Raw genomic sequence first — 16,735 nt, 5'->3', positions numbered from 1 at the left:
TTCAACAGAAAACTTGCTTGCGAAAGCCTACTTCTTGGGGCGCTTGGCGCCGTACTTCGACCTGGCCTGGCCGCGTTTGGCCACACCGGCGGTATCGAGCGCGCCGCGGATAATGTGATAACGCACGCCCGGCAGGTCCTTGACACGGCCGCCTCGGATAAGAACCACCGAGTGCTCCTGAAGGTTATGGCCGATGCCCGGAATGTAGGCGGTCACTTCGATACTGTTGGTAAGACGCACCCTGGCGACCTTACGCAGTGCGGAATTAGGCTTCTTCGGAGTAGTCGTGTATACCCTCGTGCATACCCCGCGCTTTTGGGGACATTCCTTCAAAGCGGGCGCCGTGGACTTTCTCTCCAGCTCTTCTCTGCCTTTGCGTACCAATTGACTGATTGTCGGCATAAATACACCTCCTTCCCTAAAATGAGTTGTAAATTAATTTTGCCCCTTGCGGCTTTTGCAAGGGGCAAAACGGTTAACACCTGTCCCTTACTAAACCTTAATTACGGCGACAGCCGCCGCACCGACCTCGATGCCGCAGGCCTTGCCCAGATCAACCATGCTTGGCGCCATTTCCACCTTCACGCCGGCGCGGGCGCAGGCCTCGCGGAGCGGCGCGGTGACCCGGATATCGGCGTCATCGGCCAAAAAGACCAGGCAGGCCTGGCCCTTCTCAACCGCTTTCGCCGCCTGCTTGGCACCGACGACTTTTCTGGCGTCTTTCAAGGTGCCGATCGGCATGGACGGTCACTCCTCAGCAACAAACTGATAGGGTAAAAAAGCCAATAACGCCATGGGCACTCTAATATATTAGCATCACAGCCCGGCTGTGTCAAGAGATTTACTGAGGTCTTGGCAACAATATTATACCCACGCCCCCTAGTGTATCATCCCTATACTTTAGGATTGCCTGAGAAGTCCATCTGCGGCGTTGCTCCTCAAAGCGCTTGCTCGCGTACATCCGAGTACGCGTCGCAGCGCGCTTTTCCGGTGCGCCTTGCATCTGGAGCTTCTCAGACAATCCCGGCATTACAGGTTACGGGGGGTTACGTTTTATTCGGCCTGTCCGGCGGACATCTTCCGCAGCTTGATGTTGCGGTAGCGGCTCATGCCCGTGCCGGCCGGCACCAGCTTGCCGATAATGACGTTCTCCTTCAGACCGAGCAGCGGGTCGACCTTGCCCTTGATAGCGGCCTCGGTCAGCACGCGGGTCGTCTCCTGGAAGGACGCCGCCGACAGGAAGGAATCGGTCGCCAGCGACGCCTTGGTGATGCCAAGCAGGATGGGCCTAGCCACCGACGGCTCGCCTCCGGTCTCGATAACCCCGGCGTTCTCCTCCTCGAAGGTATTGATATCGATATACTCGCCGGGCAGGAGCTCGGTATCGCCCGGTTCCTCGATCTTCACCTTGTGGAGCATCTGGCGGACCATGACCTCGATATGCTTATCGTTGATCTCAACGCCCTGGGACTTATAAACCTTCTGCACCTCGTGCACCAGGTAGCGCTGAGTATCGCGCAGGCCGCTCACCCGCAGGATATCGTGCGGATTGACCGAACCCTCGGTCACGCGTTCCCCGGCCTTGACGGGCATGCCGTCCTTGACGATTATCCGCGCACCGTACGGGATCTGGTACACCCGCTCTTCGCCGACCGTCGGCACCACCGTCACCCGGCGGATGCCCTTGACCTCCTTGATGTCGGCCGTGCCGTCCACCTCGGTAATGATCGCCGGCCGCTTCGGCTTGCGGGCCTCGAACAGCTCCTCGACCCTCGGCAGACCCTGCGTGATATCCTCGCCGGCGACGCCGCCGGTGTGGAAAGTACGCATCGTCAGCTGCGTGCCCGGCTCGCCGATCGACTGGGCCGCGATGATGCCCACCGCCTCGCCCACGTCCACCATATGACCGGTGGCGAGATTGCGGCCGTAGCACTTGATGCACACGCCATACTGCGATTTGCAGGTCAGCACCGAACGGATCAGCACCTGCTCGCGCACCTTGGCGACCTTATCGGCCAGTTCCTCGGTAATCTCATCGTTAAGCTTGACAACCACCTCGCCGGTGGCGGGATCGGTGATCTCCTCGGCCGCTACCCGGCCGACGATGCGGTCCTTGAGGGACTCGATAACGCCCGTACCCTCGGTGATCGCCTCGACCTCGATGCCCTTGATATTATTGTTGCGAACCTTGACCTCGCGCACATCGCCGGCGAGAATCTCCTCGATAAGCTCCTCGGTCAGCGGCGTATCGGCGGCGACAACCTCGTCGCCGGCGTAGTTCCTGACCGGCTCGACGGTATTCTTGCCCAGCATCTCCCGCAGCATCGACTCCCGGAGAGCCTCCCGCAGCTTCTCTTCCGGTTCGCCCAGCTGGATAGTCTCCACAGCGGCGAACTGGCTGACGTCCTCCTCGGTCGCGGTCGACAGACCATACAGCGTCAGGAACGGCACCCCGTGCTCGCCGAAAATCAGCAGATAATCGTCGTCCAGCGGCGTATCGCGGAGAGCGACAATCTGGCCGGTATGGGGGCTGATGACATCCTCGGCCAGCACGCGGCCGAGCAGGGTATCGCGCAGGAACGCGATCGCGCTGGCGCTCGACTGCGTCAGGCGGGCCTTCTCGCGCACCAGATTAATGCCGACGATATCGCAGTCATCCTCGCGCACGATCACGTCCTGGGCCACATCCACCAGGCGGCGGGTCAGATAGCCCGAGTCGGCGGTCCGCAGCGCGGTGTCGACCAAGCCCTTGCGGGCGCCGTGCGTCGAGATGAAGTACTCCAGAACAGTCAGGCCCTCGCGGAAATTGGCCTTGATCGGCAAGTCGATAATGCGGCCGGAGGGGTCGGCCATCAGGCCGCGCATCCCCGCCAGCTGACGGATCTGCTGGATATTGCCGCGGGCGCCGGACGTCGCCATCATATACACCGGGTTGAACCGGTCGAGCGAAGTCATCAGCGCCGTCGTCACATCGTCCGTCGCCTTACTCCACATGTCGATAATCTTCTTATAGCGCTCATCCTCGGTGATCAGGCCGCGGCGGTACTGCTTATCGATCAGGTCGACCTGCGTCTCGGTCTTGGCGAGAATATCCTTCTTCGCTTCAGGAATCTTGATATCGGAAATCGCGATCGTAATGCCGGCCCGGCACGCGAACGAAAAGCCCAGCTTCTTGACGCCGTCGAGAACGGCCGCCGTCTTGCCGGTGCCGTAGCGACGGTAGCAATCGGCAACAAGCTTGCCCAGTTGCTTCTTATCCATCAGGCCGCCGAGATGCCACTCGCCGTCCTTCTGGTGGAAGTGCCTCAGCTCAGGCGGCAGCGCCTCGCTGAAAATAATGCGGCCGACGGTCGTATTCACGCGACCGTGCTCAGGATACCGCACCGTGATCTTCGCCTGGAGGTCAAGCTCCTTATGGTGGTAGGCCAGCTGCGCCTCGTTGGCGTTAGCGAAAACCCGCCCCTCGCCGAGGCCGCCTTCCTTCTCGATCGTCAAATAATACGACCCGAGAACCATATCCTGGGTGGGCGTAGCCACCGGTTTGCCGTCCTTGGTCGACAGGATATTGTGCGCGCTCAGCATTAAGAGGCGCGCCTCGGCCTGGGCCTCGGCCGACAGCGGCACATGGACCGCCATCTGGTCGCCGTCGAAGTCGGCGTTGTACGCAGTACACACCAACGGGTGAATCTTGATCGCCCGGCCCTCGGACAACACCGGCTCGAACGCCTGGATGCCGAGGCGGTGAAGCGTCGGGGCGCGATTGAGGAGCACCGGGTGCTCCTTGATGACCTCCTCGAGGACATCCCACACCTCCGGCCGGACCCTCTCCACCATGCGCTTGGCGCTCTTGATATTGTGGGCGTGGCCGGCGTTCACCAGCTTCTTCATAACGAACGGCTTAAACAGCTCCAGCGCCATCTCCTTCGGCAGGCCGCACTGGTGCAGCTTCAGCTCCGGCCCGACAACGATAACCGAACGGCCGGAATAGTCGACGCGCTTACCCAAAAGGTTCTGGCGGAACCGGCCCTGCTTGCCCTTGAGCATATCCGACAGCGACTTCAGCGGGCGGTTGCCCGGCCCCGTCACCGGCCGGCCGCGGCGGCCGTTGTCGATCAGCGCGTCCACCGCCTCCTGCAGCATCCTTTTCTCATTGCGCACGATAATATCGGGAGCGCCGAGATCCAGCAGCCTTTTCAGACGGTTGTTGCGGTTGATAACCCGGCGGTACAGATCGTTCAGATCGGACGTCGCGAAGCGGCCGCCGTCGAGCTGGACCATCGGCCGCAGCTCGGGCGGAATCACCGGCACCACATCGAGAATCATCCACGAAGGATCGTTGCCCGACTTGCGGAACGCCTCCACAACCTCCAGGCGGCGGATCGCCCGCACCTTGCGCTGGCCGCTCACCTCGCGGAGCTCCTGGCGGAGTTCGCGGCTGAGCTTCTCAAGATCGAGCTCGTCCAAAAGCCTCTTGATCGCCTCGGCGCCCATGCCCACCTTAAAAGCATGGCCGTACTTCTCGCGGTAATCGCGGTACTCGTTCTCGGTCAAAAGCTGCTTCTTCATCAGCGGCGTATCGCCGGGATCGAGCACGATATACGAAGCGAAATAAAGCACCTTCTCCAGCGCGCGGGGCGAAATATCGAGAATAAGCCCCATGCGGCTGGGAATGCCTTTGAAATACCAGATATGCGACACCGGCGCGGCCAACTCGATATGGCCCATCCGGTCGCGGCGCACCTTCGAGCGGGTAACCTCCACGCCGCAGCGGTCGCAGACAATGCCTTTATAGCGGATGCGTTTATACTTGCCGCAATGACACTCCCAGTCCCTCGTCGGCCCGAAAATCTTCTCGCAGAAAAGACCTTCGCGCTCGGGTTTAAGGGTGCGGTAATTAATCGTCTCCGGCTTCTTGACCTCGCCATGGGACCACGCCCGGATCTGATCGGGCGAAGCCAACCCTATGCGCATGGAATCGAAGTTATTGACATCCAACAAGGGCGTATCGCTCCCTTCACTCTTCAAGCCTACCTTACCACGTCAACCGACGCCGCCGGCTTCAGCCGGCCTGACGGACACCCGCCTCGCGGTTACTCGCTCTCTTCCCCGTCATCGACCTCCTCGAGATACTCGCGGGGGGAGACCTTTTTCTCCTTTTTGACGACTGCCGCCTTCTTGGCGCCGGCCTTGCGGAGCGGAGACTCGAAATCCTCCTCGATCTCGCGCGGGCTAACCGACGGCTGCATCTCGCCCAACTCGGCGATGATATCAAGCTCCTCCTCGATCGGCTCGATATCGTCGGAAGCCTCCAGCTCGTCGACCATATCGGGCTCGAACTCGGTCATCTTGCGTTCGTGCGGCAACACGCGGCCGCCGCCCTCGTCGCCGATGGACAGCTCCAGCTCCTTGGCCGTCTCGTGGATATCCTCGTCCGACTCGCGGATGAGAATCTCCTGAGCGTCCTCCGACAGCACCTTCACATCCAAACCGATGCTCTGCAGCTCCTTGATAAGAACCTTAAACGACTCGGGCACGCCCGGCTCGGGAACATTCTCGCCCTTGACAATCGCCTCGTACGTCTTCACGCGGCCGACGACATCGTCGGACTTCACCGTCAGCAGCTCCTGCAGCGTATAAGCCGCGCCGTACGCCTCCAGTGCCCAGACCTCCATCTCGCCGAAGCGCTGGCCGCCGAACTGCGCCTTGCCGCCCAGCGGCTGCTGGGTAACGAGAGAGTACGGGCCGGTCGAACGGGCGTGAATCTTGTCGTCCACAAGGTGAGCCAGCTTCAGCATATACACATAGCCGACAGTGACATGATTGTCGAACGGCTCGCCCGTGCGGCCGTCGAAAAGCTGCGACTTGCCGTCGTCCGGCAGGCCGGCCATATGGAGCGTCCGGAAGACCTCCTCCTCGGTTGCGCCGTCAAAGACAGGCGTCGCCATATGCACGCCGGCGTCGTCGGGCCTCAGCGTGCCGTGGCGGTCGAAATCGTAGCCCACGGTGCGCAAACGCTCCTCGATGCCCTCATCCATCTTCGTCACCTGCATCCCGAGCGTCGCCGCCGCCCAGCCGAGATGCGTCTCCAGCACCTGGCCGATATTCATACGGGACGGAACACCCAGCGGATTCAGCACGATCTGGATCGGCGTGCCATCGGGCAGGAAAGGCATATCCTCCTCAGGCAGAATGCGCGACACGACACCCTTGTTACCGTGGCGGCCCGCCATCTTATCGCCCTCGGAAATCTTGCGCTTCTGAGCGATATACACCCGCACAAGCTGATTGACGCCCGGCGGCAACTCGTCGCCGTTCTCGCGGGTGAACACCTTCACATCGACGATCTTACCGGCCTCGCCGTGGGGCACGCGGAGCGAAGTATCCCGCACCTCGCGCGCCTTCTCGCCGAAAATCGCCCTCAACAGGCGTTCCTCGGCCGTCAGCTCGGTCTCGCCCTTCGGCGTCACCTTGCCGACCAGAATATCGCCCGGTCTCACCTCGGCGCCCACGCGGATAATGCCGCGGTCGTCAAGATCGCGCAGCACCTCTTCGGCCACATTGGGGATATCGCGGGTAATCTCCTCCGGGCCGAGCTTGGTATCGCGCGCGTCGCACTCATACTCCTCTATATGAATAGAAGTGAAAACATCTTCCTTAACCAGCTTCTCGGACAGCAGGATGGCGTCCTCGTAATTGTAGCCCTCCCACGGCATGAACGCCACCAGCACATTGTAACCCAAAGCCAACTCGCCGTAATCGGTCGACGGGCCGTCGGCCAGCACCTGGCCCTTCTCCACCCGCTCGCCGTGTACGACCACCGGCTTCTGATTCATGCACGTCCCCTGGTTGGAACGGATATACTTAAGCAGCTTATAGCTATCCAGCCCGCCCTTCTCCGTGCGGATCTGGATATCGTTCGCCGTGACCCTTTCCACCTTGCCGGCGTTCTTCGCCAGCACGACGACCCCCGAATCGCGGGCCGCCTTAAACTCCATCCCCGTGCCCACAAGCGGCGCCTGCGTCTTGAGGAGCGGCACAGCCTGACGCTGCATATTCGCGCCCATCAGCGCGCGGTTGGCGTCGTCGTTCTCCAGGAACGGAATCATCGCCGTCGCGATCGACACGACCTGCTTCGGCGAAACGTCCATATAGTCCACATTCTCGGCCGGCACCACCAGGATATCGTGCTTATAGCGCACCGAAACCCGCGGCTCCACGAACCAGCCGTCCTCGCCCAGCACCTCATTGGCCTGAGCGATAATCATCTCATCCTCTTCGTCCGCCGTAAGATACAACACCTCTTCGGTCACCTTGCGGTTCTCGCGGTCCACCTTGCGGTACGGCGTCTCGATAAAGCCGAACTCGTTAATGCGGGCAAACGTCGACAGCGAACCGATAAGACCGATGTTCGGGCCCTCCGGCGTCTCGATCGGGCACATCCGGCCATAGTGGGAATGGTGAACGTCGCGAACCTCGAAACCGGCGCGCTCGCGGCTGAGGCCGCCGGGACCGAGAGCCGACAGACGGCGCTTGTGGGTCAGCTCGGCCAGCGGGTTAGTCTGATCCATAAACTGCGACAACTGGCTCGACCCGAAAAACTCCTTAATCGCCGCCACCACCGGGCGGATATTGATCAGCGCCTGCGGCGTGATAACATCGATATCCTGGATCGTCATCCGCTCCTTGACCACCCGCTCCATGCGGGAAAGGCCGATGCGGAACTGGTTCTGCAGCAGCTCGCCCACCGAACGCAGGCGGCGGTTGCCGAGATGGTCGATATCGTCAACGTTGCCGTGGCCGTCCATCAGGTTCAGCAAATAGCTGACCGCGGCGATAATATCTTCCCTGGTAATCGTCCGGTGGGTATAAGGCAGCGCCGGGTTGGCCAGCACCTTGACCACCGAGCCGTCCTTCTGGCGCAGCTTCACCTCAATGAGCTGCTGGCCGGCCCAGATACCGCTCTTATCGATACGGGCAAACACCTTTTCGTCGATAACCGTGCCCGCTTCCACCACGATCTCGCCGCTCTCCTTGTCGACCAGCGGCGCATCCAGCGTCTTGCCCATCAGGCGGCGGCGCCAGCCGAGCTTCTTCGTCAGCTTGTAACGGCCGACGGCAGCCAGATCATAACGCTTGGAATCGAAAAACAGCGTCTCCAAAAGCTGGGTCGCATTCTCCACCGTCGGCGGCTCGCCGGGGCGGAGCCGTTTATAAATCTCGACAAGCGCCTCCTCGCGGGAATCGGTATTATCCCGTTCCAGCGTGGCGCGGACGCGAACATCCTCGCCGAAAAGCTCAAGAATCGAAGCGCTCGACGCCCAGCCCAGCGCACGGACAAGCACCGTCACCGGCAGCTTGCGCGTCCGGTCGACCCTGACCGAAACCACCTCGTTGGCGTCGGTCTCAAGCTCCAGCCACGCGCCGCGGTTCGGAATGACCGTCGCGTTATAAAGCTTCTTGCCGCTCGTATCGATCGACTCGCCGTAATAAACGCCCGGCGAACGGACCAACTGACTGACGATAACCCGCTCGGCCCCGTTGATAATAAAAGTGCCGTTATCGGTCATGAGCGGGAAATCGCCCATGAACACTTCCTGTTCCTTGATCTCGCCTGTCTCGCGGTTAATCAGGCGCACGCTGACGCGGAGCGGCGCCGAATAAGTCACGTCGCGCTCCTTGCACTCCTCGACCGCGTACTTCGGTTCCCCCAGCGTGAAATTCTCGAACGACAGCACCAGGTTACCGGTGAAGTCCTGGATTGGGGAAATATCGTGAAATATCTCCTGCAATCCTTCCTTCAAGAACCAGTTGTAGGAATTCTTCTGAATCTCGATGAGATTGGGCATATCCAACACTTCGTTGATCTTGGCATAGCTGTACCTCATCCTATTGCCCACGGGAACAGGATTGAACATTAAAGCCTTCACCCCTTAGCCCATTTTCACGGCCACTTACGCAGCAACACACATGGCAGGAAACAATAAAATGCGAAAAAGAAGCAAGGTTTATACTAGTTTGCATAACCTTGCTCTTTTCAGCTGATGAAAAAAATCCATCCTCCACTATATTACTATTTCCTGCCAATCGTTAAACTATACCGGCCGCAACCGATAAAATTTTCGCAGCAGGAAAATACGTACCGCATTTTAAAATGTTATCATATGGTTTTTACCCTGTCAAGTAACAATTACCCATAAATGAGAAAAGTATCCTGGAAAAAATACGGAGGGCATCGACGATGCCCTCCGCTCGGGACCTTGGAACTCTTACTTAACGTCGACGGAAGCGCCGGCTTCGGTCAACTTGGCTTTGAGAGCCTCGGCATCGGCTTTGGAAATCTTTTCTTTAACAGGCTTGGGAGCGCCGTCGACCAGGTCTTTGGCTTCCTTCAGGCCCAGGCCGGTGACTTCGCGGACAACCTTGATAACGTTGATCTTGGCAGCGCCGGCGCTGGTCAGGATAACATCGAACTCGGTCTGCTCTTCGGCGGCCGGAGCGGCGGCAGAAGCGGCGGCGGGGGCGGCGGCCATAGCCACGGGGGCGGCGGCGCTAACGCCGAACTTCTCTTCGAGGGCCTTGATAAGCTCGGCCAGTTCGAGAACGGTCATCTTCTCGATAGCTTCCATGATTTGCTCTTTGTTCATTTTGATATACCTCCAATACTTTCTTAAAGTTAATTTTTTTTTGGGGGGAACCCTATCCAGCCAGACTACGCAGTGGCTTCCTTCTGCTTGCGGATAGCCTCCAGCGCATACACCAGATTGCTCGGGATACCGTTAAGCGTACGCACGAAGCCGGCAATCGGCGCCTGCATCGTACCCAGCAGCGTGGCGACGAGCACTTCGCGCGGCGGCAGGGTAGCCAGCGCCTTCACACCGGCGGCGTCGATAACCTTGCCTTCCACCAGGCCGGCCTTGATCTCCAGCGCCTGCAGCTTGTTCTCCCTGATGAAATCGGAGAGAATCTTGGCGGGAGCCACCGGATCGGTCTCGGACAGCGCAATAGCCGTCGGGCCTTCCAGATACTTGTCGAGCCCTTCGATACCGGCATCCTTGGCGGCGAAGCGGGTCATCGTATTCTTCACGACGCGATACTCCACGCCAGCCTCGCGCAGCTTGCGGCGCATCTTGGTATCCATCGCCACAGTCAGGCCGCGGTAGTTGGTAAGCACGGCGCCCTTGGTGGCGGCCAGCTTATCCTTCAGCTCGCTGACGACCGCCTTCTTCTCGGTCAAAACTGCCTTTTCCTTTTCCACAAACACACCTCCTCGCTGATAAAACATCCGGAGAATATAAACTAAAAGGCGACCTGCCGGCGGTAAACACCGGAGGTCGCCATGGCAAAGCCAATTAGCGCGGAGCTCCGGCCTCGGCAGGCGGGTTTTAACCCATTACACATACCTGCTGTCTACAGCCATCAAATTCGGCTCTCACTTGGGAAAGCCACATTCTATTAAAGTCAGCCTCTTATTTATACTACACTTTCAAGGCTTTGTCTACTCTTTTTTCGCGCCTTGCGCCTTGAGCGGGTTGACCTTCACACCGGGGCCCATCGTCGTCGACAGGGTGATGCCCCTGAGATACTGGCCCTTGGCCGCCGACGGTTTGACCTTGATCAGCGTGTCCAGCAGCGTGTAGAAGTTGCCGGCCAGCTTGTCGTTATCGAACGAAACCTTGCCGATCGGGGCGTGAATGTTGCCCGCCTTATCGGTACGGTACTCGATCTTACCGGCTTTGATCTCGTTCAGAGCGCGGGTGATATCCATCGTCACCGTGCCGACCTTGGGGTTCGGCATCAGGCCCTTGGGACCGAGGATCTTGCCCAGCTTGCCCACCATACCCATCATATCGGGGGTGGCCACAGCCACATCAAAATCCGACCAGCCGCCCTGGATCTTCTCAACCATATCCTCGGCGCCGACGAAATCGGCTCCCGCCGTTTCCGCCTCCTTGGCCTTCTCGCCCTTGGCGAACACCAGAACCGTCTTGGTCTTGCCGGTGCCGTGGGGCAGGACGACCGCGCCGCGGACCTGCTGATCGGCGTGCTTGGGGTCGACCCCGAGCCTGACCGCCACCTCGACCGTCTCGTCGAACTTGGCGCTGGCGGTCTTCTTAACAATCTCCACAGCCTCTTCCGGGTCGTAGAGCTTGTTCTTCTCGATCAGCTTGAAAGCTTCAGCGTATTTTTTACCGTGTTTCGGCATTGGTAAATCCTCCTAAAAAATAATGTGGTGATAACGGGAAACCCTCCCACATCGCCCTCGGCTGACAATCAGCCTCGAACTGAGCACCGCCGACTAGTCGACGATGTCGATGCCCATGCTGCGCGCCGTGCCTTCGATCATCCGCATAGCGGCTTCGACGCTGGCGGCGTTCAGATCTTGCATCTTGGTCTCGGCGATTTCGCGCACCTTGGCCCGCGAAACCTTGGCGACCTTCTTCTTGTTCGGCTCGCCCGACGCCGTCTCGATACCGGCGGCCTTCTTCAGAAGGATCGCGGCCGGGGGCGTCTTGGTGATGAAAGAAAACGACCTGTCTTCAAACACGGTAATCTCTACCGGGATAATCAGACCAGCCTGAGCCGCCGTCCTCTCGTTGAACTCCTTAACAAAAGCCATGATATTGACACCGGCTTGACCGAGGGCGGGACCGACGGGCGGCGCCGGGGTAGCTTTACCGGCGGGAACCTGCAGCTTTACAAGCTTGACAACCTTTTTCGCCATGGTTACACCTCCTTACCCTAAAATGTGGTAATGGCGGGCCGAAGCCCTCCCACTATTGAACCGCCGCGAGGCGGCAGTACACCAGCTATAGTTTGTCTATCTGAGTATAGTCCAATTCGACCGGCGTCTCGCGCCCGAACATATTGACAAGCACCTTCAGCTTGCCGCGGTCGGGATAAACGTCGGTGACCGTGGCGGTCCAGTTCTCGAACGCGCCGGAGGTAATGCGAACCACTTCCTGCGGCTTGACGTCGATCTTCTTCGCCTTGATCTCTTCCATACCCATCGACTTGAGAATATTCTTGGCCTCGGCCTGCGTAAGCGGGATGGGCTTCGAACCTGACCCCACGAAACCCGTGACGCCAGGGGTATTGCGCACGACATACCATGACCTGTCGTTCACGGTCATCTCAACAAGCACGTACCCGGGAAAGACCTTCTTCTTCGAAATCTTCTTCTTGCCGTCCTTGTACTCCACCTCGTCTTCCATCGGAACGAGCACACGGAAAATCTCATTTTCCATGCCCATGGAGTGGACCTTCTTTTCGAGATTGGCCTTCACCTTGTTCTCATAGCCCGAGTAGGTGTGAATGACATACCACTTCTTATCCGATTCCATCGTATAAGGGCCGCGCGGCGCGGGCCCCCACCCCCTTAGCTACACTCACTATTTAAGCGGGACATTATTTAAGCAGGGCCTTCAGAGCCTCGGTGAACCCGGCGTCCATCACCCAGATGACAAAGGCGGCGACTACAACAGAAATAAAAACAACCCCCGTGTAGGCGGAGAGTTCTTTCTTATCCGGCCACGACACCTTTTTGAGTTCGGCTTTAACCTCCCGCAAAAAGCGCTTCATGCCGGAGGTCCTTGATTTTATCGCTGTTTCCTGGGCAGTCACTTTCTCACATCCCTCTCAATACTGCCAGACACATGCAAAAACCGTGTGGCAGGGGCAGTAGGACTTGAACCCACAACCAACGGTTTTGGAGACCGCTACTCTACCAATTGAGCTATGCCCCTACTTATGTTAATGCAGATTAATTATAGATTACTTTGTTTCTTTGTGTAAAGTCGATTTTTTGCAGAACTTGCAGTATTTGTTAAACTCCATACGGTCCGGGTCGTTCTTCTTGTTCTTGTTCGTCTGATAGTTGCGCTGCTTGCACTCGGTACAGGCAACGGTGATCGCCACACGCATCGATTACACCTCACTTGCTAGTCATAAATGTCGCTAATATAGAGTATCACAAGAGTTACGGACATGTCAATAGTCCAGTACACGTATCCCCGTTTGTCATATTTCGGTCGCCGATAAGCTTCGTCTAGCGTTGTTGCCCCTGCGGGCGCTTGCTAGCGTACGCCCAAGTACGCGTCGCTGCGCGTCCTCGGTGCGCCTAGCTATACTCGCTTCTCGGCGACCTCGGCCTTGTTCAACAAAAGAAAGACGCGGGCAGGGTCTCCCCTGCCCAATAATTATGCCTAATATAACGGGCGTTTATTCCTGCCTGATAAACGTCAGCAGATAACCGTCGAGATCGCGGACGGTGAACTGGCGCATCCCGTACTCGGTCGTGAAAATCGGCCTGACCACATCGGCCCCCGCGGCCGTCACCCGGCCGTAGTAATCGTCGATATCGCCGTCCAGCCTCACGTTCAGATCCACGCCCCGGCCCCGCGGCCACACCGCGGCTTCCATACCGTACTTGGCCGCGAACCCCGTCGCCGCCTCAAGCATCAGCCGCGCGCCCTCGCGTCCCATCGTCGCGAAAACCGGCTCCGCCTCAGGGTAAACGAACTCGCGGACAAACAGCAGCTTGCGCTCGTAATACTCCACCGCCGCCCGCACATCGTCCACAGCCAGCAGCGGGACGAAAGCGGCCACGCTACTCGCTGATCGCGGTGACAACGCCGGCGCCGACCGTGCGGCCGCCTTCGCGGATCGCGAACCGCAGGCCTTCCTCGATCGCGATCGGCGTAATCAGCGCGATCGCCATCTGGATGTTATCGCCAGGCATTACCATCTCGACGCCCTCCGGCAGAGTCACCACGCCGGTTACGTCCGTCGTCCGGAAGTAAAACTGCGGACGGTAGCCGTTAAAGAACGGCGTATGGCGGCCGCCCTCTTCCTTCGACAGCACGTACACCTCGGCTTTATACTGGGTGTGCGGCTTGATCGAACCCGGCTTCGCCAGTACCTGGCCGCGCTCGATTTCCTTGCGGTCAACGCCGCGCAGCAGCGCGCCGATATTGTCGCCCGCCACTGCCGAATCAAGCAGCTTGCGGAACATTTCCACGCCCGTTACGACCGTCGATTTCGGTTTCTCGGTCATACCGACGATCTCGACAGTATCGCCAACCTTGACCTGACCGCGTTCCACACGGCCGGTCGCCACGGTGCCGCGGCCCGTGATCGTGAACACGTCCTCGACAGGCATCAGGAAAGGCTTGTCGGTCGCGCGCTCCGGAGTCGGGATGTACTCGTCGACGGCATCCATCAGCTCCATGATCTTGCCGCACCACTGGCAGTCGCGCTTCGCGCAGCCGCAGGCCAGCGCCTTGGTCGCCGAGCCGGAGACTACCGGGATGTCGTCGCCGGGGAACTCGTAGCTCGACAGCAGCTCGCGCACTTCCATCTCCACCAGCTCCATCAGCTCGGCGTCGTCAACCATATCGGCCTTGTTCAGGAACACCACCATCGCCGGCACGCCGACCTGGCGGGAGAGCAGGATGTGTTCGCGGGTCTGGGGCATCGGGCCGTCGGCCGCGCTTACCACCAGGATAGCGCCGTCCATCTGGGCGGCCCCGGTGATCATGTTCTTGACATAGTCGGCGTGGCCGGGGCAGTCGACGTGCGCGTAGTGGCGCTTCTCGGTCTCGTATTCCACGTGGGCGGTGTTGATCGTAATGCCGCGCTCGCGCTCTTCCGGCGCCTTGTCGATCTGGTCGTAGGCGACGAACGTCGCGCCGCCCGACTTGGACAGCAGCAGCGTGATAGCCGCGGTCAGCGAGGTCTTGCCATGGTCGACGTGACCGATGGTGCCAATGTTAACGTGCGGTTTGGTCCTCTCAAACTTCTTCTTTGCCATATTCCTCTTCCTCCTTAACCCTAGTCGCCCGGACGCGGTGACAACACTAGTATTTTACAAAACAAGGATATTCTATAAGTTAAGGTAAATTCCTGCACGCCACCCCTCCCAACCGGCGGACAAGACGCAAAAAACCCCCGCCCGACAGGCAGGGGCCAAAGGTTGCCGAAATCTACCGCGGCACGACCGTATACGTCACCAGCACCGTCCCGTACTGATCCACGAACGCAATACGCACTGGCCTGCTGAAATCGAGATTTACCCGGTCCACCGCCAGATAATCGTCCGTCTTCGTCGCCGCCTTATCGCCGGCCTGCGGGCTCTTCGCGCGCACCGTCACCGTCAGATCGTTGCCGCTCCGCACCACCTTCGCGATGCCCACCCCGTACCCCTGCGGCGACACCGACCCGACATGGGCAAACAGCAGCATCTGCCGGCCAAAGTCGAGCTTATCGAGCACGTCGGCGGGGATTGTCGTCGCCAGGCCCGCCGGCCGCGGGTCCTGCAGCGCGATGCCGAAAGACATATCGCCGGGATAAACCGCCTCAGTCCAATTCCAGGTATTAAACGCCTCGGTCGCAAAAACCGTCGTCTGCTCGGCCGGGGCTGTCGGCGTCGGCAGCAGCGCCGCGCCCGGAAAAAAGCTGGCCGGCGTATAAGTGGCCGGATGGTTCATATCGCCGATCCCGCGGATAGTCGTGATAACCCACGAATCGCCGGCCCGCTCCAGGTCGACCTTGAACGTCTGCCCGTCATGCCGCACCCGCACCGTCGCCCTGTTCGCCGTCTTCGACAGCAGCGAAAAAGAATCACTGTGAACATCGAAACCGAACGTCGCCGCCTTATCCATCACCACCTGCACCGGGCTCCGCGTCTCCGAGCGGTCGCGGTCGCGCCAATCCTGCCGGTCGCGGTCCCTGTCGCCGTCCCGGTCCCGCTCGCGGGCCGCCTCGGCGGCCCCGCCGCCCTGGTCCTGGACCGTCGCCTCATCCACCGCGCTCTCCGCCGGCAGACTCGGCGCCGCCAACACCTTCGCCACCGGGAACCCGTGCAGCAGCGCCGTCGACATCACCGCCGCCGTCGCCGCCGCGACCGCCATCTTCCGATACCGCCGCTTCATCCGTCTCTTCTTTGTCGTCGTATGCAATACGCTCCCCTCCCCGTCGTCGTATTTATTTTTAGTCTTCGCCGGGGAAGGCGTCTATTTCCGAAGTATATATTGGCAATTGAGTCGCACAAACGCGGCAAAACCCCCGCATCCCTGCGGGGGTTTTGTCCAAAATGGTGGCGGCGCACGGATTTGAACCGCGGACCCAGCGGGTATGAACCGCTTGCTCTAGCCAACTGAGCTACGCCGCCAAAAAAAATGGAGCTAGTGACCGGGATTGAACCGGTGACCTTATCCTTACCAAGGATACGCTCTACCAACTGAGCTACACCAGCATTTATACCGGCCGGCGGATAACCGTCGGCCGGATATTCACTTGGTTGCGGGGGCAGGATTTGAACCTGCGACCTTCGGGTTATGAGCCCGACGAGCTGCCAGCTGCTCCACCCCGCGATGTGCAAAACGCCAATCTCCAGCAGATGAGGTAAATGGTGGAGGGGGGTGGATTCGAACCACCGAAGCGAAACGCGGCAGATTTACAGTCTGCTCCCTTTAGCCACTCGGGAACCCCTCCATATTATGCTGTGGAGCTGGCGAAGGGAATCGAACCCCCAACCGCGGGTTTACAAAACCCGTGCTCTGCCGATTGAGCTACGCCAGCGAAGGTCTGCGTCTTTAGTGACAGAAGTTATTATATAATAACCGTCTCTTTATGTCAATAGACCGCAACGAATTCCTGACGAAACCTATTGGGCTCGTTCCACCTGACGAGATATAAGTTTATCATACCTCCCTCGGCCGCGCAAGTGGTAAATCGT

14 protein-coding genes and 6 tRNA genes are annotated in these 16,735 nt (G+C 59.4%); all 20 read right to left on the bottom strand.

Translation table 11 applies throughout. The annotated features are described in order from the left end of the window. Positions 1–27: 27 nt before the first annotated feature. Complete coding sequence (gene rpsL / locus RIN56_12740) at positions 28–402, bottom strand: 30S ribosomal protein S12 (protein ID MDR7867672.1); 375 nt, start codon at positions 400–402, stop codon at positions 28–30. A gap of 90 nt (positions 403–492) precedes the next feature. Then, entirely contained in the window at positions 493–741 is a 249-nt protein-coding gene (locus RIN56_12735; GenBank protein MDR7867671.1) for a ribosomal L7Ae/L30e/S12e/Gadd45 family protein, read from the bottom strand. Positions 742–1,053: 312 nt separating this feature from the next. Further along, positions 1,054–4,998 (bottom strand): DNA-directed RNA polymerase subunit beta', encoded by a 3,945-nt coding sequence (rpoC, locus tag RIN56_12730; GenBank protein ID MDR7867670.1) that lies wholly within the window; start codon positions 4,996–4,998, stop codon positions 1,054–1,056. A 92-nt stretch (positions 4,999–5,090) separates the two neighbouring features. Further along, positions 5,091–8,915: a DNA-directed RNA polymerase subunit beta gene (rpoB, locus tag RIN56_12725; GenBank protein ID MDR7867669.1), complete on the bottom strand. Its 3,825-nt coding sequence runs from the start codon at positions 8,913–8,915 to the stop codon at positions 5,091–5,093. A 351-nt stretch (positions 8,916–9,266) separates the two neighbouring features. Then, positions 9,267–9,644, bottom strand: coding sequence for a 50S ribosomal protein L7/L12 (rplL, locus tag RIN56_12720; protein ID MDR7867668.1), 378 nt, complete (start codon positions 9,642–9,644; stop codon positions 9,267–9,269). Between the two features lie 65 nt (positions 9,645–9,709). Continuing rightward, positions 9,710–10,255, bottom strand: a complete 546-nt coding sequence (gene rplJ / locus RIN56_12715; protein MDR7867667.1) for a 50S ribosomal protein L10 — start codon at positions 10,253–10,255, stop codon at positions 9,710–9,712. 240 nt (positions 10,256–10,495) lie between these two features. Continuing rightward, a complete protein-coding gene (gene rplA / locus RIN56_12710; GenBank protein ID MDR7867666.1) occupies positions 10,496–11,203 on the bottom strand; it encodes a 50S ribosomal protein L1 in 708 nt (235 codons plus the stop codon). 93 nt (positions 11,204–11,296) lie between these two features. After that, on the bottom strand, positions 11,297–11,722 hold the full coding sequence (rplK, locus tag RIN56_12705) for a 50S ribosomal protein L11 (protein MDR7867665.1): 426 nt from the start codon (positions 11,720–11,722) through the stop codon (positions 11,297–11,299). A gap of 85 nt (positions 11,723–11,807) precedes the next feature. Then, the gene (gene nusG / locus RIN56_12700) at positions 11,808–12,341 is read right to left on the bottom strand and encodes a transcription termination/antitermination protein NusG (GenBank protein MDR7867664.1); all 534 of its coding nucleotides are present in this window, start codon (positions 12,339–12,341) and stop codon (positions 11,808–11,810) included. 64 nt (positions 12,342–12,405) lie between these two features. After that, positions 12,406–12,579, bottom strand: a complete 174-nt coding sequence (gene secE, locus RIN56_12695; protein MDR7867663.1) for a preprotein translocase subunit SecE — start codon at positions 12,577–12,579, stop codon at positions 12,406–12,408. 88 nt (positions 12,580–12,667) lie between these two features. Beyond that, positions 12,668–12,743 (bottom strand) — tRNA-Trp (locus RIN56_12690). A 28-nt stretch (positions 12,744–12,771) separates the two neighbouring features. Then, complete coding sequence (rpmG, locus tag RIN56_12685; GenBank protein MDR7867662.1) at positions 12,772–12,921, bottom strand: 50S ribosomal protein L33; 150 nt, start codon at positions 12,919–12,921, stop codon at positions 12,772–12,774. 297 nt (positions 12,922–13,218) lie between these two features. Then, entirely contained in the window at positions 13,219–13,605 is a 387-nt protein-coding gene (locus RIN56_12680) for a VOC family protein (GenBank protein ID MDR7867661.1), read from the bottom strand. A 1-nt stretch (position 13,606) separates the two neighbouring features. Further along, complete coding sequence (gene tuf, locus RIN56_12675; protein ID MDR7867660.1) at positions 13,607–14,809, bottom strand: elongation factor Tu; 1,203 nt, start codon at positions 14,807–14,809, stop codon at positions 13,607–13,609. 172 nt (positions 14,810–14,981) lie between these two features. Continuing rightward, the gene (locus RIN56_12670) at positions 14,982–15,956 is read right to left on the bottom strand and encodes a hypothetical protein (protein MDR7867659.1); all 975 of its coding nucleotides are present in this window, start codon (positions 15,954–15,956) and stop codon (positions 14,982–14,984) included. A 135-nt stretch (positions 15,957–16,091) separates the two neighbouring features. Further along, positions 16,092–16,168, bottom strand: a tRNA-Met gene (locus tag RIN56_12665). 8 nt (positions 16,169–16,176) lie between these two features. Continuing rightward, positions 16,177–16,252: transfer RNA gene (locus tag RIN56_12660), tRNA-Thr, on the bottom strand. 42 nt (positions 16,253–16,294) lie between these two features. Next, positions 16,295–16,370: transfer RNA gene (locus RIN56_12655), tRNA-Met, on the bottom strand. 36 nt (positions 16,371–16,406) lie between these two features. Then, a tRNA-Tyr gene (locus tag RIN56_12650) sits at positions 16,407–16,491 on the bottom strand. An 11-nt stretch (positions 16,492–16,502) separates the two neighbouring features. Beyond that, a tRNA-Thr gene (locus tag RIN56_12645) sits at positions 16,503–16,578 on the bottom strand. Positions 16,579–16,735 lie beyond the last annotated feature (157 nt).

This window comes from Sporomusaceae bacterium, assembly GCA_031460455.1.
Classification (GTDB): domain Bacteria; phylum Bacillota; class Negativicutes; order Sporomusales; family UBA7701; genus Anaeroselena.
This window is presented reverse-complemented; position numbering and strand designations above follow the sequence as displayed.

Coding starts and splice junctions, on each gene's coding strand:
- rpsL (MDR7867672.1), bottom strand. CDS start 402: ATGCCGACAATCAGTCAATTGGTACGCAAAGGCAGAGAAGAGCTGGAG.
- RIN56_12735 (MDR7867671.1), bottom strand. CDS start 741: ATGCCGATCGGCACCTTGAAAGACGCCAGAAAAGTCGTCGGTGCCAAG.
- rpoB (MDR7867669.1), bottom strand. CDS start 8,915: ATGTTCAATCCTGTTCCCGTGGGCAATAGGATGAGGTACAGCTATGCC.
- rplL (MDR7867668.1), bottom strand. CDS start 9,644: ATGAACAAAGAGCAAATCATGGAAGCTATCGAGAAGATGACCGTTCTC.
- rplA (MDR7867666.1), bottom strand. CDS start 11,203: ATGCCGAAACACGGTAAAAAATACGCTGAAGCTTTCAAGCTGATCGAG.
- rplK (MDR7867665.1), bottom strand. CDS start 11,722: ATGGCGAAAAAGGTTGTCAAGCTTGTAAAGCTGCAGGTTCCCGCCGGT.
- nusG (MDR7867664.1), bottom strand. CDS start 12,341: ATGGAATCGGATAAGAAGTGGTATGTCATTCACACCTACTCGGGCTAT.
- secE (MDR7867663.1), bottom strand. CDS start 12,579: ATGAAGCGCTTTTTGCGGGAGGTTAAAGCCGAACTCAAAAAGGTGTCG.
- rpmG (MDR7867662.1), bottom strand. CDS start 12,921: ATGCGTGTGGCGATCACCGTTGCCTGTACCGAGTGCAAGCAGCGCAAC.
- tuf (MDR7867660.1), bottom strand. CDS start 14,809: ATGGCAAAGAAGAAGTTTGAGAGGACCAAACCGCACGTTAACATTGGC.